General features: G+C 69.4%; 16 protein-coding genes and 1 pseudogene. 7 read left to right on the top strand and 10 right to left on the bottom strand.

What is annotated here, in order from left to right; all coding sequences use genetic code 11:
• Window positions 1-5 precede the first annotated feature (5 nt).
• On the bottom strand, window positions 6-317 hold the full coding sequence (locus tag OG242_RS31645; protein WP_405901430.1) for a transposase: 312 nt from the start codon (window positions 315-317) through the stop codon (window positions 6-8).
• 268 nt (window positions 318-585) lie between these two features.
• Window positions 586-1541 (bottom strand): annotated as a pseudogene (locus OG242_RS31640) (IS3 family transposase).
• A 122-nt stretch (window positions 1542-1663) separates the two neighbouring features.
• On the opposite strand from OG242_RS31640, the gene OG242_RS31635 reads away from it, so the two are divergent.
• Entirely contained in the window at window positions 1664-2038 is a 375-nt protein-coding gene (locus tag OG242_RS31635) for a transposase (protein WP_405901429.1), read from the top strand.
• Window positions 2039-2087: 49 nt separating this feature from the next.
• Here the strand turns inward: OG242_RS31635 and OG242_RS31630 are convergent, their stop codons facing one another.
• The 4 genes from OG242_RS31630 to OG242_RS31615 form a co-directional block, all read right to left on the bottom strand.
• Window positions 2088-2612, bottom strand: coding sequence for a hypothetical protein (locus tag OG242_RS31630; protein ID WP_405901428.1), 525 nt, complete (start codon window positions 2610-2612; stop codon window positions 2088-2090).
• A gap of 332 nt (window positions 2613-2944) precedes the next feature.
• A complete protein-coding gene (locus OG242_RS31625) occupies window positions 2945-3466 on the bottom strand; it encodes an NUDIX hydrolase (RefSeq protein WP_405901427.1) in 522 nt (173 codons plus the stop codon).
• 552 nt (window positions 3467-4018) lie between these two features.
• Window positions 4019-4663 carry a hypothetical protein gene (locus OG242_RS31620; RefSeq protein WP_405901426.1) on the bottom strand — a complete coding sequence of 215 codons (645 nt, stop codon included), beginning with the start codon at window positions 4661-4663 and terminating at the stop codon, window positions 4019-4021.
• Window positions 4664-4868: 205 nt separating this feature from the next.
• The gene (locus tag OG242_RS31615; protein WP_405901425.1) at window positions 4869-4991 is read right to left on the bottom strand and encodes a hypothetical protein; all 123 of its coding nucleotides are present in this window, start codon (window positions 4989-4991) and stop codon (window positions 4869-4871) included.
• A 139-nt stretch (window positions 4992-5130) separates the two neighbouring features.
• Between OG242_RS31615 and OG242_RS31610 the strand changes: the two genes are divergently transcribed.
• A complete protein-coding gene (locus OG242_RS31610; RefSeq protein ID WP_405901778.1) occupies window positions 5131-5394 on the top strand; it encodes an Imm49 family immunity protein in 264 nt (87 codons plus the stop codon).
• Between the two features lie 49 nt (window positions 5395-5443).
• Here the strand turns inward: OG242_RS31610 and OG242_RS31605 are convergent, their stop codons facing one another.
• Window positions 5444-6370, bottom strand: coding sequence for a hypothetical protein (locus tag OG242_RS31605; RefSeq protein WP_405901424.1), 927 nt, complete (start codon window positions 6368-6370; stop codon window positions 5444-5446).
• Between the two features lie 380 nt (window positions 6371-6750).
• Here OG242_RS31605 and trpS point away from each other — a divergent pair, with 380 nt between their 5' ends.
• Window positions 6751-7869 (top strand): tryptophan--tRNA ligase, encoded by a 1119-nt coding sequence (trpS, locus tag OG242_RS31600; RefSeq protein WP_405901423.1) that lies wholly within the window; start codon window positions 6751-6753, stop codon window positions 7867-7869.
• A gap of 166 nt (window positions 7870-8035) precedes the next feature.
• On the opposite strand, the gene OG242_RS31595 is transcribed toward trpS, so the two are convergent.
• Window positions 8036-9148 (bottom strand): SMI1/KNR4 family protein, encoded by a 1113-nt coding sequence (locus tag OG242_RS31595; protein ID WP_405901422.1) that lies wholly within the window; start codon window positions 9146-9148, stop codon window positions 8036-8038.
• Between the two features lie 53 nt (window positions 9149-9201).
• Window positions 9202-10614, bottom strand: a complete 1413-nt coding sequence (locus OG242_RS31590) for an FAD-dependent oxidoreductase (RefSeq protein ID WP_405901421.1) — start codon at window positions 10612-10614, stop codon at window positions 9202-9204.
• Window positions 10615-10685: 71 nt separating this feature from the next.
• Here OG242_RS31590 and OG242_RS31585 point away from each other — a divergent pair, with 71 nt between their 5' ends.
• From OG242_RS31585 to OG242_RS31570, 4 genes are all read left to right on the top strand, one after another.
• Window positions 10686-11336 (top strand): TetR/AcrR family transcriptional regulator, encoded by a 651-nt coding sequence (locus OG242_RS31585; RefSeq protein WP_405901420.1) that lies wholly within the window; start codon window positions 10686-10688, stop codon window positions 11334-11336.
• Between the two features lie 108 nt (window positions 11337-11444).
• Window positions 11445-11864: an ATP-binding protein gene (locus OG242_RS31580; RefSeq protein ID WP_405901419.1), complete on the top strand. Its 420-nt coding sequence runs from the start codon at window positions 11445-11447 to the stop codon at window positions 11862-11864.
• Window positions 11865-12426: 562 nt separating this feature from the next.
• Window positions 12427-14229, top strand: coding sequence for a hypothetical protein (locus tag OG242_RS31575; protein ID WP_405901418.1), 1803 nt, complete (start codon window positions 12427-12429; stop codon window positions 14227-14229).
• Window positions 14226-14981: a hypothetical protein gene (locus OG242_RS31570; protein ID WP_405901417.1), complete on the top strand. Its 756-nt coding sequence runs from the start codon at window positions 14226-14228 to the stop codon at window positions 14979-14981. Before OG242_RS31575 ends, OG242_RS31570 begins: the two co-directional genes overlap by 4 nt.
• On the opposite strand, the gene OG242_RS31565 is transcribed toward OG242_RS31570, so the two are convergent.
• Window positions 14969-15778 carry an alpha/beta fold hydrolase gene (locus tag OG242_RS31565; protein WP_405901416.1) on the bottom strand — a complete coding sequence of 270 codons (810 nt, stop codon included), beginning with the start codon at window positions 15776-15778 and terminating at the stop codon, window positions 14969-14971. The two genes, OG242_RS31570 and OG242_RS31565, sit on opposite strands and share 13 nt — an antisense overlap.
• Between the last annotated feature and the right edge of the window lie 97 nt (window positions 15779-15875).

The raw sequence follows: 15875 nt of genomic DNA, 5'->3' as shown, positions 1-15875 counted from the left end.
TGCGCTCAGGAGGCAAGCAACACCCGCTTGCGCATGAGGTTGAAGCCAGCGCGTCCATACATCTGCCGCTTGATCATTTTGATGCGGTCGACATGGCCTTCGACTGCGCCCGAGCTCCAAGGCACGGTGAGACCGGCGATGACGGCATCGCGGTCGCGGTCGATGCCGGCGGCAAGGGTCTGGAGACTGGGCAGATCGTCCTGCCGGACGGCGACGAGCCAGTCCGGAAGACGCTCGCCCTGGCGCTCGGTCAGCATGACGGCGAAGGCGCGGACGTGTCGGGTGAACGCGTCGATCTCGAGGCAGTAGCTGCGCACGGCTTTGAGCAGCAGTTGTTCGCGCTCGAGAAGGGTTTCCGGTCGCCGGAGAATCCATCCGGCGACCGTTCGGGGTGAGGGCGGCCGGGCGACTACCGGTCGTGGGGAAGCGCGCTTCTTGTGCTGGGTAGGCGCGGACGCGCTGGTAGCTGCCCTTGTAGCCGAGCGGCACAATCTCTTCCCACAGCTTCCAGGCGTTGGTGCAGCCCTCGTTCCACCGGTCGTCCAGGTGGGGTGAAGTGACCCCTCAGGTCCCGACACTTCCGTTTTATGCCGCGAGGTCCAGTCGTTGATGGCAGCGGATCCTCGCCTGGTACGGCGTGATGTAGCCGATGGTCGAGTGGATCCGCTCCCGGTTGCAATGTTCGGCGATCCACCGGAAAACGTCCTGCCGAGCCTGCGCCCGGGTTTCCCGGACGGTCGTCCCGATCTCTGCTTTCAGGACGGCGAAAAAGCTCTCCGCGGCAGCGTTGCCGAAGCACGAACCGGTGCGCCCGGCGCTCTGTCGAATGTCCAACTCACCTAGTAGACAACGGAATTGGTGGGAAGTGTGGGCGCGGTGAAGTCGCGCCGCACGAGGTCTGGAGCCTTGGGTGCTCGCGCGTCCTGCACGGTGGTCCGCTTCCCTTTACGCAGGTGGCGGCCGGTGATGCCGGCGGCCCGCATCAGCCTCGCGACCCGCTTGTGATTCACCACCGGACCCGATTCCCGCAGCTCACGCGTGATCCTCGGGACGCCGTAGGCGCCCTTGGTCCCGGTGTGAATGCCGCGGATCTGCTCGGTCAGCGCCGCCTCGGCCGCCGCCCTGGCCGCCCGGGCGGGCCCGGCTGCCCGCCAGCGGTAGAAACCGGACCGGGAGACGCCGAAGATCCTGCACAGCCGCTGTATGCCGTACTCCGTGTGGTGGTCGGAGATGAACCGCCAGCGGCCGGTCATCGACCCATCTCCTTCGCAAAATACTGCGCAGCCTTCTTCAGGATCTCCTTCTCCAGCTCCAGCTCACGCACCTGTTTGCGCAGCCGCTTCAGCTCCTCACGCTCCACCCGGGGTCATCGGCTCACCACCCCCGCCGGCCCGGGCGGCCTCGGCCGCACGCACCCACTGCCGCAGGGACTCGGTGTTGACTCCGAGCTCCTTGGCCACCGAGTTGACGGACCGGCCGGTGGAGGCCACCAGCCTGACCGCGTCCTGCTTGAACTCTTCCGAATACCGGGCTGTACCCACCACGACACCTCCATGCCAATCCCACGATCTGACCCTCAAGAGATGTCCACAAACGCGGGCAAACCTCACTTTGCGCGAGGCCCCATCCGGGGGCGCCGTCCCGGGCGCCGACGGTGCGGCAGGTGACCGGCTGGATCACCCGGCACCCCGCGACCCTGAACGAGGAAGACCGCGCCGGCCTGAAGGAAGTCCTGGCGCGCTGCCCCGAGCTGGACAAGGTCGGCGAACATGTCCGCGACTTCGGCGAGATACTCACCGACCGCCTCGGCGTCACGCTCCCCACCTGGATCGACGCAGTCGACGCCAGCCAGCTGCCCGGCCTCACCGGCTTCGCCGTCCACATGCGCCGGGACCTCGACGCCGTGACCGCCGGGCTCACTCTCGACTGGAGCTCCGGCGGCGTCGAGGGCGCCGTCAACCGCATCAAGAAGATCAAGCGGCAGCTCTACGGCCGAGCCGGATTCGAACTACTCCGCAAGATGATCCTGCTTCAGTGACTCTCCGCGATCGTGACGTTTCGCCAGAAACGCCTTCTGACCCCACTCGTCAGAAGCGCGGCCCGACACTGGGATGTGACGCCAAGGCACAGGCCGCGATCTGCAGTTGCGCCTTCCATGCCGCCTCGTCGAGCCCCAGCGTGTACTCGACGCAGCACGCGCATGACGGGAGTAGCGCCACGAATGCTTGCTCCTCGGCGGTCTCGACCTCCATCTCCGACCACTCGTCCGATGCCAACTCGGCAAGATCCACCTCCCCTGCGCTGAATCGCGAGGCCAGCCTGCGCAGCGCGTATCGTCGGGCCACGTGGTGATCGGGCAGATTGATCCCCAATTCTTCAAGGGCCTGCTCGAATGTGTCACGGATGTCCCGGGGGTCCGCATGACGCGGCAGACCGGCGAGCTCGCACAGGGTCGGCGTGTCCATTCCCATCGCGAGCCCCTGGGCAGCGGTCATCGGCAGGTCTTCCGGACACACCTGATCCGCCTGATACAGCCACGCTGCCTCCACCAGGGGCGGATAAGCGCCGCGGACAGGGCTGTCGGGTTCGGATGTGTTGTCTATCGCTGCCATGATTCATACGATGCCAGCACGCCTCGCGAGAGTGCCCGGAAATTTCGACTGTCCCGGCAAACCGCCCTACGGGCTGACCCACCCCATGCTGTTGCCCCGGTGACACTCCGCGACGACTCCCCAAGACCTGTGCCAGAACCCACTACTGCTCGATAAAGCCATGAAGGCGGCCTCGTGGTGGGTGTTGTGCATGGCCAGTTGGCCGGCAAGGAGGTAGGCGCCCACCAGCGCACGCTCGCCCCCTGCCCGGAATCGAACGTGCCTCGGGTGTCCGGAGTATGTGCGGGCGCGGCTTCGGACTCTTCGCGTGTTCCCTTGTCGGCTGCTCCGTATCAGCGGCCCAAAGCCTTCCCCAGCCATCGCGCATGCTCACGCACGCGCGCCGCGTCCCCGGGGAAGCAGCTGGACCAATCCTCGACCAGGGGCGTCCACGCCGCCGGCTGCCCGCTCTCTGGGGTCAGAGGCGTTGCCGCGCTCGCGATCGCGACGAATGACAGCCCGAGAGTCGCCGCCAACCCGGCGCGGTAGGAACGCACCGTTGCGGCGGCAGGTACAGGCAGCAGTTCTGCCTCGACGCCGGTCTCCTCGAAGAGCTCGCGCCGTGCTCCTTCACGGGGTGTCTCCCCCGGCTCGACACGCCCGCCCGGCGGGACCCAACCACGCCACTGGTGGTGGACCAGCAGCACCCGAGCGAGATCCTCGTCGAAGACCCATACCTCCGCGGCAAGCGGCTCCGAGGGCCCTCGCCCGACGGCGGCCAGCCATTGGCGGACCCCGTCGAACTCCTTTCTAGCCAGCTGGACATCGGCGGTTGCGGCCTCCGCCACCCGGGGATCAAGTGCGTCACGCATCATCAGGACAACATAGAGGGAGGGTCTGACACCGGGATGATGCGGGCGCCGCCCAGGTCCTGTGCCGACCGGCCTCGCCGTCGTTGCTCTTCACGGCTCGGGCGCTCGTGATCGGCTGCCGTGGGTCGATCTCGGGGACCGATGAGACCAGTTCGCGGCTGGGGGGCTGTGGTGAACATCGCCTTGCCCAGGTCGCCGAGAGGGGCGTCGTGAGGTGCGACGTCGACTGCAATCTCGGGGACGGGTCGTGTGACGGCCTCGGGCCGGCCCTCCGGTGGGCGGGGTTGGTGAGTGTGCATCGGTTGGCAAAGCTGAGCGCGTTCGTCCACTTCGTCACCGATCACTACGACGAAGGCCCCGTCATCACGTCGCAGCAGGGCCCCGTCCTACCTGGCGACACCACCTAGCCTCGTCGCTCGCGTCCTGCGCGCTGAGCACCGGATTCTCCCCGCAACGGCCAGGCCTCCCCGGTCCTGCCCTCACGGCTCCACGCCTGCCTCGGTCAAGAGGCAGGCGTGGCCGCGAAGCCCGGCGTGCGGACACGGGTACGGGCGGTCAGTTGGTCCAGAGGACGGGACTGTCGCTGTACGCGTCACCCTCCTCGAACGAGGCGACCGTGATGGGGTCCGTCTTCGTGGCGCTGAGCGAACAGGTCTCGTACGAGGCGCCCTTGGTGGTGAAGTCGCGGGGGGCCGTCTCGTTGTCGCACTTGCCCGGGAGGTCGCCGATCAGAATGACGCCCGTGGGGCCGCCGCCTTCCAGCTTGCCGCGCAGCCTCAGCGATGAGTAGGACAGGTCGGTACCGCCGACGTTCTCCACCTTCATCCGGATGTAGTAGGGCGTCATGCCCTTCGCCTTGTCGCCGAATGGGGCCATGTCGGCCTCGGTGCCCTTTTCGATCGCCGTGACGGTCACGGCCACGGTGCCCTTCTTGCTGGTGCCGTACTTGAACGGGAGAATCGCCCGGTCACCGATCTTGAACTTCGTGCCCGGTGCGGCGACGTCACCACTGGGCGTAGCGGAAGCGTCGTCGCTCGGCTCCGCGGACGGGTTCTCGCTGCTCGGTGCGGACGAGGGCGAGGCGGAGGCTGAGGGTGATTCCTGCGCCGATGCCGAGTCTTCGCCGTCGTTGCAGGCCGTGAGCCCGAGGCCCAGGGTGGCGAGGGCAGCTGCGAAAACAATGCGTCCCTTATATGTCATTTTGACCTAACTCGCGATGGGGCTGCGCTGCGCGACAGCAGTTCAACAACGGGACGGAGTCCCCGGCTGTACGACCGGGGATGCCGGAGCGGCACGACGATGGCAATGCGTCAATCAGGCGCGCCGTGCCGCGCATCTCAGACTGACGCAGGAATGACACAGACTCGTCGCAGGCCCGGCACAGCCGCGCGACGGGCGCCCCGGCTCACTCCGAGCACTCCGCGTCGGCCTGGGCCAGGAACATCTGTGCGTCCCGGCCGTCGAGGGTCTGGGGCGCGGAGGCGGGCGCAGGCACATGGCAGAGGGCCGAATCCTTCGCCCTGATCACCGGGGCACGCAAGGACCTTGCCCCACTGGTTCTCACCGGCCCCACATCGCCCGGACGCCTCCGCGTTCACCGCGTACCGCAAGGCCCTCTATGCCTACCGGAAGGGCGCCGACCCTGAAGCAGCCGCACAGCTCGGGCGCTGCAGGAGGCCGAGAGGGCCAAGGACTGGGGCTTGGCGATGCCGCCCGCCGTGCTCCTGTCGCAACTCGTCGAGGGTGACGAGGAGGGCTTCAACCTTGCACTGGCTGACGTACTCGAAGCCCATCGGGCCTACTACCAGGTCGCCGATCCCTGCTCGCCGTACGGAATCGCCGCGACCTGGGGTGAATGGCTTCCATCGTTGCCCTCTTCGTTCCTGGCTCGTCCGACGCACGATCAGACCAGTCGGCCGGCCGGAGGGTGACGGTCCGCAGGGGTGAGCTGGGTACGACAACGCGGCGGCACCGTGGCTTTCAGAACCTGCGGCTGATCTTCTTTTCCCTTATGAGTTCCTCCAGTTCGGCGTCCGTCGGCCGGTGCAGGCCGCTGAGGAGTTGGCGTAGCTCAGGTTCGTCCAGAGTCTGGCTGCTGGCTTCGACCTCGACACTCCGGTGGCGGCGGGTGACAGTGACCTTGCTGCGATAGCCGTCCAGCCTGTCGATCGTGACGGCCTCGCCGTTGCGCTTCACCGTGCAGGTCTCGTCCTCCGTCAGGTACTCGGGGCATTGCACGGTTGGCGTGATCGGCACTCGAATGACGAGCGATGCGTATCCCGTCTCGTAGCCCGCCCGGACCGGGCGGTACTCGAGGACGGAGGATGCGGGTCCCACCTCGGCGCGCGTGAGCTGCATGCCTGACGGCACAGCGCCCAGGTACAGCAGGTCCGGGGGTTCTCGGTACCCTGCGATCTCCGCCTCGTGCTGCCGCTGCTGGGCCTGCATCGGACCGATGAACCCTCCGTACGTCAATGCCCCGGCCAGCAGCGCCAGCGCGCCCAGGCGCACCCACCGGCTCGGCACGAAGAGTGACGCGGCAACGGCGTACGGCACTCCGGTCAGCACGACGCGTATCCCCGCGCTGCCGAGACCGATGTCCTCCGCATAGGCGGCCACGCCGGCGAGGACTCCGAGTGTGCCGAGGACGAAGACCAGTACGGCCCAGCCCAGACGCCGCGAGGCAGAGCCGCACAACGGAACCACGTCCCCTGCCGGCAAGCCGGCCACGGACAGCAGGCCCACGACCACCGGCACGCCACACACGAGAACGGGCACTGTGCCAACCGCTCCACCGGTCCACGCCGCGCCCAGCAAGGCGAACCCGAGCGTCGGCACAGTGGCCGTCATCACCGCCCAGACCAAGAAGAGATGCAGGGCTATGAGCGGTCGTCTGCCAGTTTTCATGGAACGGAGCCTTCAGTCGATGTCCCGGAGGTACATGAGTACGCGTACTCAGGAGCCATTTCGGTCGGCGGGTTCGGTAGCCCTGCGGCCGTAGTCGTGGAGCGGCTGATGACGCGGCACATGGCCGTACTCCGGGAAGTTCCGCGGCGCCGGCCTCGCCGCACCGCAGGGGGCAAGCTCGTATTTCACGGCTGTTCGGCGGTCCGACCGTATATGATGCCGCTATGCAACTTTCTTCGTGTCGTAGCTGGTGGCGCTCCTCGTAGGAGCGGCTACCTCTCAGGCATGACCGGGCCGTTCGGATGGACGGCCCTTTTTGTGTCCCCTGGTCCGGGGGCGTGGCGTGTCGTCCGGCGGCGATACGACCACCAGGAGACCGTGTGAACACCACCACTCAGCCGGCAGGCCCGAACACCGATGCCCCTGCCGTCGAACCGTCCGCCGATGTACTCGGGACGACCGCCGCGCAAGTACGCAGCCGGGTGCTGGAGGAACTGATCCTCGACGATCCCGGGCAGTTCCGTGTACTGACCGGTGACCGTCCTACCGGGCGTCTCCATCTGGGGCACTACTTCGGCACCCTGCACAACCGGGTGCGTCTGCAGAACCTCGGGGTCGATTTGTTCGTCATCGTCGCGGACTACCAGGTCCTGACCGACCGCGACGTGGCGGACAACCTGACCGGGCACGTCGAGGAACTGGTCCTGGACTACCTCGCCATCGGAGTGGACCCCACCCGCAGCACTATTTTCACGCACAGCGCCGTCCCCGCCCTCAACCAGCTGCTGCTGCCCTTCCTGAGCCTCGTCTCCGTCGCCGAGCTGAGCCGCAATCCCACGGTCAAGGACGAGATCGCCCACTCACGGCAGTCCTCGGTCAGCGGCCTGATGTTCACCTACCCCGCGCACCAGGCCGCCGACATCCTCTTCTGCAAGGCCAATCTGGTGCCGGTCGGACAGGACCAGCTCCCACACCTGGAACTCACCCGCACCATCGCCCGCCGCTTCAACGACCGTTACGGGTCCGGTGCCGCGGTCTTCCCCCAGCCCGAGGCCCTGCTGTCGCCCGCACCGTTGCTCCTGGGTACGGACGGGACCAAGATGAGCAAGAGCCGCGGCAATGCCATCACCCTGGCCGCGGGCGCCGACGAGACGGCGCGGCTGATCAAGGGAGCCAAGACCGACTCCCGGCGCCACATCACCTTTGATCCGGCCGGCCGCCCCGAAGTCTCCTCACTCCTCCTGCTGGCCGCTCTCTGCCAGGACCGCACTCCTCAGCAGGTGGCGGACGACATCGGCCCCGCGGGTGCCGCAGCGCTGAAACGTACGGTCACAGAGGCGGTCAACGAGTACCTGGCCCCGATCCGGGCCCGCCGCGCCGAGCACGCCCGGGACCGCGCGTACATCCGTCGGACACTGCGCGAGGGAAATGAGCGAGCGAGAGCCGTGGCTGATGCCACCCTCGCCGAGGTGCGGGCTGCGATGAACAGCGACTACTGACGAGCAGACCGGCGGGACGGCGTAGGGCGTGGACCCGGGCCGGCCTGCCGGTGCACCAGCTCGCAACGCCGGTCCACGCTCCGACGGGCCGGGTGGCCAACTCCTGCTGTGAGCAGTCCTTGAGCATCATGCTCATGGGCCCCTCCTCGTGATCAACGGAATGCGATCAACGGCGGCGGTGCTCCCGGTCCGGGGAGCGGCGGCCGTTGACAACGGCGCGTACGGCCCGGTCGCCACGAGGGTCGGCCATCAAGCGGGCGATGTCCCACCACCGCAGCAGCAGTGCCGGAAAGTGCGGCGGGATCGCGGCAAGGAAGTCCTGGCTGAACCTCGTGCGGACGCTCTCGTGGCGCAGGGCGGTCCTTATGTCGCCCAGGGACGGCGGGCGGTGGCGGATGGCGGGCGGCAGCGTGGCCTCGTACTCCGGTGCCAGCTTGCGGCCGGGCTGGGCCATGACGCTCCCGCCCAGCGCGGCTGCGACTTCGTCCTCCAATTCCTCCTGAGCCCGCACGGCACGCTCCCACCAGTGGTCTCGGAACGCCGCGACGGCTACGGGGTCGGTCAGGTCGAGCGCGTCGCGCTGCTCGTCGAACTCCTCGCGTTCGTCGCCGGGCAGAGCTTCCCGGATCGCGCCGAGTGTCTTCGCGGGGTGGCGCGGCCGGGCCCCGCCCAGGTGGCGCACCCACTGGCTCCCGCGCTCTCCGTCCGGGGGCCCCCATACGAGGGCGCCCCTCAGCATCCCGGGCTTCTCCGGGCCGGCTGCCGCCAAGGGAGCTTCCAGGCTGACGGCCATGAGTTCGAGGTAGGCGGGCAGCGACTCATACTCGCGCTGGCGCTCCGCGAACCTGCTCCACCGGCACACTTCCCCGGTCCGGCCGTTCAGGTAAAGGCCGTAGACGGTGTCGTCGGGGTTGTAGGAGCAGAACGGAATCCACGATGGCTGCCACTGCGCCAGGGCGTCTTCGTCCTCGCCGTCGGCGTCCCGGAGTCGCATCTGCGTCTGGTGGACCTCGATCACGGCGTCGAGCGGCATCAGGGCCCAGTCGCCCAGCATGAGCCCGGAGCCGTTCACGCCGTTCTCACCGGCGGACAGCCGCCACAGCGCCTTCAACTCCTCCGGAACGCCGGCACCGAGGGCCTCCTCCACAGCCGCGATCTCATCGTCGGAGGCGCCCGGTTCGAGGGCCGCGTACGACGGCGGGGCGTAATCGGCCAGCCACTCGAGGATCCGGCTCCATGCCCGGGTGACTCGTGCGTCTGCTGATGCGTCGGTAGTCATGAACACCACCCTCGCATCGCGCTCCGGCGCAACACACGGCGGGCCGGGCCGTGTTACCGGGTTCGCGAGACCCGGCTCAGGTATTCGTCGAGGCCGTCCGGCGTGTCCCCGGCCCATCCCACGTAACCGTCCGGCCGTACGAGGAACAGTCCCGTGCCGTACGCACCGTGCGCGCCGCCCCGCACCACGCGTGCCACCGGCCCCGTGGTGTCCCCGGGCGCTTCGGTGCCCAGCGCGAGCAGTGTCCAGTGCGGGCCCCGGAAGGCGTCGAAGAGCCGTACGCCGTCCACCGTGCCGTCGGGCGCGCGGTCCCCTGCCCGCAGCGTGCCCTCGGGAACCGCTCCGCGCGCCTCCACCGTCAGCGACGACTCGCGGTACCCCAGGCCCAACTGCCGTGTCGCGCCGCCGCGTCGCACCTCACCCCTGTGTACCCCGGTCGACAGGTCGAGCATCTGCGCGGCGATGGGGCGCCGCTCCTCCTCGTAGCTGTCCAGGAGCGCGGCCGGCGCATCGCCCGTCAGCACCGCGTCCAGCTTCCAGCCCAGGTTGTAGGCGTCCTGGACACTGGTGTTCAGGCCCTGTCCGCCCGCCGGCGAGTGCACATGCGCGGCGTCGCCGGCCAGGAAGGCCCGGCCCGAGCAGAAGCGGTCGGCCAGGGCGGCGCGCGGGCGGAAGTCCGAGGCCCAGCGCACCTCGGTCAGGTTCTCGGCGAGGATGTGTGAGCGGTCCGCGACGACCTTGCGGATGCCGGCCGGGGTGAGGTCGATGCCGGTCCCCTCCGGGAACCGCGCGGTCACCTGGAAGTCGTCCGTACCGGCCAGCGGGCAGACTGCGAGGAAGTCGGCGCCGTCACGGGGCGGGAAGATGTGCCAGTTGTCGCGGTCCAGGCCGTCGATTCGGACGTCCGCGACCAGCGTCGGACTCGGGTCGACGGTCTCCCCGGTCATGTCGATTCCCAGGGCGCGCCGCACCGCCGACCGGCCGCCGTCCGCAGCGACCAGATAGCGGGCACGAAGGGTGTCACCCGAGGAGAGGTGGACGGTGACGCCCTCCGCGTCCTGCGCGAGGCCGACGACGTCCCGGCCGAAGGCGACCTTGCCGCCCAACTCCGCAAGTCGCGTCGCGAGGATCTCCTGTGTGCGCCACTGCGGCACCATCCACGGCTTGTTGTACGGCGAGTCCTCGCTGGGCTCCGCCGGGTCGAACATGTGGTGCTCGCCGACCCGTTCGCCGTTCTTCCAGACCATCCCGACCGGGTAGGTGCCGCCCGCCGTATGGATGGCGTCGAGGACACCGAGGTCGTCGAACACCTCCATGGTGCGGGGCTGGAGCCCCTTGCCCCGCGAGCCGGGAAACAGCTCTTCGCCGCGCTCCAGGACCAACGCGTCCACCCCGCGCCGGGCCAGGTCGACGCCGAGTGCGAGGCCGGTGGGGCCCGCGCCGACGATCAGTACGTCCGTGTTCACAGCAACTCTCCTTAACGCCGTTAAGTAGCAACTGGTCCGAGAGTGGCCTTAACACCGTTAAGCTGTCAAGTGTGAGTACCGAACGACGCGCGCCCCTGGACCGCCAACGGGTTGCGGACACTGCCCTGAGGCTGCTGAACGACGTGGGGCTGGACGGGCTGACCCTGCGCGCCATCGCCAGGGAGCTGGACGTCAAGGCGCCCGCTCTGTACTGGCACTTCGAGGACAAGCAGGCCCTGCTCGACGAAATGGCCACCGAGATGTTCCGGCGGATGATCGCGGGAACTCCCCTCGACCCGGCCGACACCTGGCGGGAGCGGCTGCTCAGGACCAACCGCGCCCTGCGCACGTGCCTGCTCGGCTACCGGGACGGCGCCAAGGTGTTCAGTGGTTCACGCTTCACCGGCGCGGTGCACGCCGCGCAGATGGAGGAGAACCTGCGGCTACTCACCGCCAACGGGCTCACGCTGGCCCAGGCGGTGCGCGCGGCCACGACGACGCACTTGTTCACACTCGGCTTCGTCATCGAGGAACAGGGCGTCGAGCCCGTGCCGGGCCGGCGCCGGGAGGGTTTCGATGTGGCCGAGCGCGCCCGTGCGCTGGCCGCCTACCCTCTGACGGCCGCTGCGGGCGCGGAGATCTTCTCCGACTTCGAGCGGCACTTCGAGGAATCGCTCGACCTGGTGATCTCGGGCATCGCAGCGGCCCACGGCCTCGATTGATCACGCACCTGCCGGAAGGGTCCTCACCCCGGTTCGACGACTCCCGCGTCAGCGCTCCCGCCGGGGGTAGACGCGAGACGTAGGCGCCGGACCGACGAGGGGAGAACCATGGGGGAATCGCTGCGCGCAGTGGGCTGGGCGCGGTCGCTGCCTCTGCACAGCGAAGTCAAGGTCGCGCGGGAATGGGCGCGCGGCCACCTGGAGACGCTTCCGTGGGCCCGCGACGCCGCAGAGGTGGTCGACGATGTGCTGCTGACCGTCTCGGAGCTGGTCACCAATGCCCACGTCCACGCCGACAGCAGCGCACAGTTGGTGATGACATGGGACGAGCGTTGCCTGCACGTCGCCGTCCACGACTCCTCGACCACGCTGCCCACGCCGCGGCCGCCCAGCCCCGAAAGGCCGGGCGGCCGGGGTATGTTCCTCGTCGATGCCCTGGCCGACGACTGGGAGGCCCGCCCCTGCCACGACGGCAAGATGGTGATCGCCTGTTTCCACCCGCCCGTGGCAGACCAGGAAGGTAGGTAGCTGCGACGAGGGCCGCGGTCGGCGGGCTTCCCGGCGTATGGCCGGATGCGAGCGGCGCGTGATGGCGTGTCACCTCCACACTGTTCCCGTAGCGATCGGATCTTGCCGATACCGAGGCCGACGCTGACGCCTGTTCGGGCCTAGGCTTCCCGGTCGGCCGAGTGCAGGGGTGCTGCGCCCCACGAGATCGCAGTCCGCAGACCACTCACGGGGGAACACGATGACAGAGCCCGAAGACGCCCACCGGCCGCCCGCTGACCGCCCACCGCAGGACTCGCCCTTTGGTCCGCCACCCGGCGTTTTCGGGCCACCGCCTCCGGCTCCGCCGAGCGTTCCACCCCAGCACTCCCCGTACGGTGCTCCGCCGGGAGCCTTCGGGCCTCCGGTGCAGGGCCCCTACCCCTCGTCGGGCGCACCGTCCGTGCCACCGCCGCGGTTCCCCTACGGTCCCCCGCCGGGTTCCCCGTACGGCCCTCCCCCGGACTCCCCGTACGGTCCGCCTCCGACGCCGCCAGGCGGGCCGGGGCGGCGCAGGCGCTTCCTGCTGTTCGGCGGCGTCGGGGTGCTGGTCGCCGGGCTGGTGGCCGGGCTGCTGGTCTGGCACGGCAACCCGGCTACGAAGGAACCGGTGGCCAAGCGTGACCTGAGGCCGTTTCGGCAGGCCGTAGCCGCACTGGCCGACAGTCCCGGTCTGCGGTACCAGGATTCCGGCACCGGCGCGATGAAGCGGGATGTCACGGTCACCGCCTCGGGCAGCCGCTTCGGCGCGATGGATTACGGAAGCGCCGAACTCGCCCGGGAGGTCCTGCACATCGGTGGCAGGACGTTCACCCGGCAACAGGGACCGGCTTCCGGCGACGGGTCCGACGAGGACGCCTCGGGCAAGTGGGCGGCCGCGGACGACAGCGCCGGTGTGACGACGGAGATGGTCGAGCACATGCCGGCCCCGCCCGACCTGGCCACGCAGCTCTCGAAGGCCCTGGACAAGCTGGAGGGCAGCCCGGCACCCAGCGAGTCCGCACAGCCTCCCGCCGTCCATGGCACGCCGGCCCTCGCGGTGGACACCTCCGCCGGCCGGCTGCTCGTCACCGCGACGAAGCCGTACCAGGTGCTGCGCCTGGAGTCGTACGGCCCTTCCGGGTCGGCCGGGGCCTCCGGTGGCTCGGCTCAATCCGCCTCGCTCCGGTGGGCGACCGTCACGGGGCAGGGGGACGAGGAGGACGAGGACTCCGCGGAGAGCCCCGAGGTGACCGATGGGCCCCTCGAAGGCAGCGATTCCGGGGGCCTGGACCTGGCGCCGGTCACCGAGGACGCCGTCGACCCCATGTTCGACACCCTGGAAAAGCAGACGAAGGAGTTGAAGAACGCCACCGACAGCGGCATCACCCTCGCCCTCAGCGGCGGCGGAACGGTGAAGTGCAGCTCCGGCGGATGCACGGCCAGGAACAGCTTCGCCGGTCACATCACCTCCAGCGCCAAGAGCCGCCTGGTGAGCGGCAAGGTCACGGCGGTGATGACCGCTTCCTTCAGCATCGACGGCAAGGCCGCGGGCCGGTGCACCAGCCCGCAGAGCTCCTTCGCGGTCACCGGCACCAGCGTCTCCGGCAGCCTGTCGTGCTCCGATCCGGGCGCCGGACCGGCCTTCGCCTCGGTCGAGGCGCAGAAGAAGAGCGAGGCACGGGCCCGTTCCCGGGCCAGCGGCGGCCGGCTGGTCCAGTACCGCATTCCGTACCGCGCCGACACCCTGATCAACGCCTACGCCCTGGCTACGACCGAGGTCAAGAAGCTGGTCGACAAGGTGCGGCAGGAACGCGACGACATCGGCTGCAAGGTCCGCAGCGGCTCGGCCTCCGGCGCAGGGGCCCGTTCGGACGGCGTTACCGAGCCCGCCGGGCTGGTCCGCGCCGCGGTCCTCGTCGGCCACCGTACGTACACCTGGGCCGGGTTCCAGGCCGGCAGTGCCAAGTGCCCCGACGCGAAGGCGACGAGTGCCGCGGACGAGATCACCGAGAGAGCGGCGGACGGCAAGGTACGCAAGTCCAGCAACTACCACCCGCACTTCAGCGACGAACGCGTGGCGGAGATCCTGAAGAGCCCGGACGCGGTGTACCTCTCCCAGGGTGGGCGCGGGAACCTCATCTTCCGCAAGGGGGAGGACATAGTGGTGACGAAGGGGCCGGGGGCCGGCGTGGGCGACGTGATCACGGGCTACGGCCCCTCCGGGAAGAAAGGGCAGAGCGGAGCCGAGGCTCTCGGTGGTTCGCCCGACGACCCGGGGCCCCCGGTGACGCACGAGAACATCGTGAACGGCAGGATTCCCGACACCAAGGGCGGTTTCATGCCGCCTGCCAGACGCATCCGGTGAGGATCACGGTCGGCGACACCATGACCGCCGAGACGACGGACAGGCCCCTCGCCTTCGCTCCTCGCTTCGACTTCCGGGACCTCCAGCTGATCGTCGCGGGCTACTCGGACCCGGGCGAACGGGAACGGGAGCTGTCGGAGACCTTCGGCAGCCTGCGGTGGTTGTGGTCGCAGGACGATTACCTCCGCTTCGACCGGGAGAGCGGAGACCTGCGCAGCCTGACGTTCTTCGTGCCGGCGGAGTCCGTCGCCGTGCCTCAGGCCTACGCGGCCCACGACGAGCCCCGGCCACTGGCGGCGGGGCTGCACGCGGACGCTGCACGGGAGTTCGTCATGCCCGGGACCACGGTCTTCCACTGTGACGCCGGGGCGAGCGAGCTGCGAGTCTTCGGGGACGGCCGTCTCCTGGGCACGCGGCCGGACGCGCGGCTCGGCATCGCCCCCGATGTGGCTCTCCTCGTCCACGAGAGGGCGGTGACCGGATGGAGTCTCCGCGATCCCGCACGGTACCTGACGGACGGTTTCGCCGAGCCCTCGCCGGCCCCGCCGGCCCCCACGACCCGGCTCCGGCTGGCCGAGTGCCTGGAGCTGGTCTCCTCGCCGCTCGTCGACCGGGTCATGGACGCGGCCCCGGAGGCGTGGCGCAGGCTCCGGGCGACCGAACACGCCCTGCGTGAGCAGCGGGACGACCGGCCCCGTGCGGACATCCTGCACGCAGTCATCAGCCGGCTTATCGAGGACTACGGGGTGTGAGACACGAGCACCGCGTGGATCCGGTCCGCCGTTCCGCGCGGGCGGAAGACGTAGCCGTTGTGCCCGCCCGGGAACGTCTCCAGGCTCACCCCCAGGGCGCCCGCGAGCGTCGCGGCACATGTGTGCGTCCAGACGTGGCCCGATGTCTCGCCGGCGGCCGCCACGATGCGGGCGGGTGTGCCCTTGAGCGCGGCCGTGTCGAGGACGTGCGCCCTGATGGCCGGCAGGTCGTACGTGAGGAGAACCTCCGCGTTCCGCAGGTGTTCGGGGCCCGGTACGCGTACTGGGGCGTCCGGTTCGCGGTCGTGCGGGTCGATGTCGAGGTCGGCCGCGAACCTGCGCATCGCGGCGTCGGCGCCCTCGGACCTGAATGTGTCCTCGACGGTGAGGAGTTGGTCGATGGCCCGCCGGGGTTCCGGTAGCAGCCGGATGACCGGGGGCTCGTGTGCGATGACTGTCGCGACCTGTCCGGGGTGACGGGCGGTCAGCTCCAGTGCGATGAGCGCGCCCAGGCTGGTGCCGTAGACCCGTGCGGGCTCGGGTGTGAGAGCGCGGAGCAGATGGGCGACGTCCTCGGCGTGCGTGGCGATGGTCTTCGCGGGGGCGTCGGTCGTGCTGCCCGACAGGCCGCGGCGGTCGTACGTGACGACGGTGTACCGGTCGGTGAGGTGGCGGGCGAGCGGTTCGTTGGCTTCGATGCCGTGGTGTCCCCCGGCGACGAGCAGCAGCAGGGGGCCCTCGCCGCGGACGGTGTGGCGCAGGCGCGCGCCCGGTACGGACAGCAGGGATTGCCTCATCGTGCGACCACCGATCTTCTTGCCGGACAGGCCTCGGGCGGGCCATGGGCCGATCGTGCCGCCGTCGGTGTCCTTCCGGGATCGGAGCGGTTTCCCC

Origin of the sequence: Streptomyces sp. NBC_00727 (assembly GCF_045161745.1) — a bacterium.
GTDB lineage: Bacteria > Actinomycetota > Actinomycetes > Streptomycetales > Streptomycetaceae > Streptomyces.
Note: the sequence above shows the minus strand (reverse complement) of the source record. Positions and strands in the feature narration are given on the sequence as shown.

Bases quoted from the DNA above. Each gene is read 5' to 3' on its own strand.
- OG242_RS31625 (WP_405901427.1), bottom strand. From the start codon at position 3,466: ATGATGCGTGACGCACTTGATCCCCGGGTGGCGGAGGCCGCAACCGCC.
- OG242_RS31580 (WP_405901419.1), top strand. From the start codon at position 11,445: ATGGGGGAATCGCTGCGCGCAGTGGGCTGGGCGCGGTCGCTGCCTCTG.
- OG242_RS31565 (WP_405901416.1), bottom strand. From the start codon at position 15,778: ATGAGGCAATCCCTGCTGTCCGTACCGGGCGCGCGCCTGCGCCACACC.
- OG242_RS31605 (WP_405901424.1), bottom strand. From the start codon at position 6,370: ATGAAAACTGGCAGACGACCGCTCATAGCCCTGCATCTCTTCTTGGTC.
- OG242_RS31630 (WP_405901428.1), bottom strand. From the start codon at position 2,612: ATGGCAGCGATAGACAACACATCCGAACCCGACAGCCCTGTCCGCGGC.
- OG242_RS31620 (WP_405901426.1), bottom strand. From the start codon at position 4,663: ATGACATATAAGGGACGCATTGTTTTCGCAGCTGCCCTCGCCACCCTG.
- OG242_RS31595 (WP_405901422.1), bottom strand. From the start codon at position 9,148: ATGACTACCGACGCATCAGCAGACGCACGAGTCACCCGGGCATGGAGC.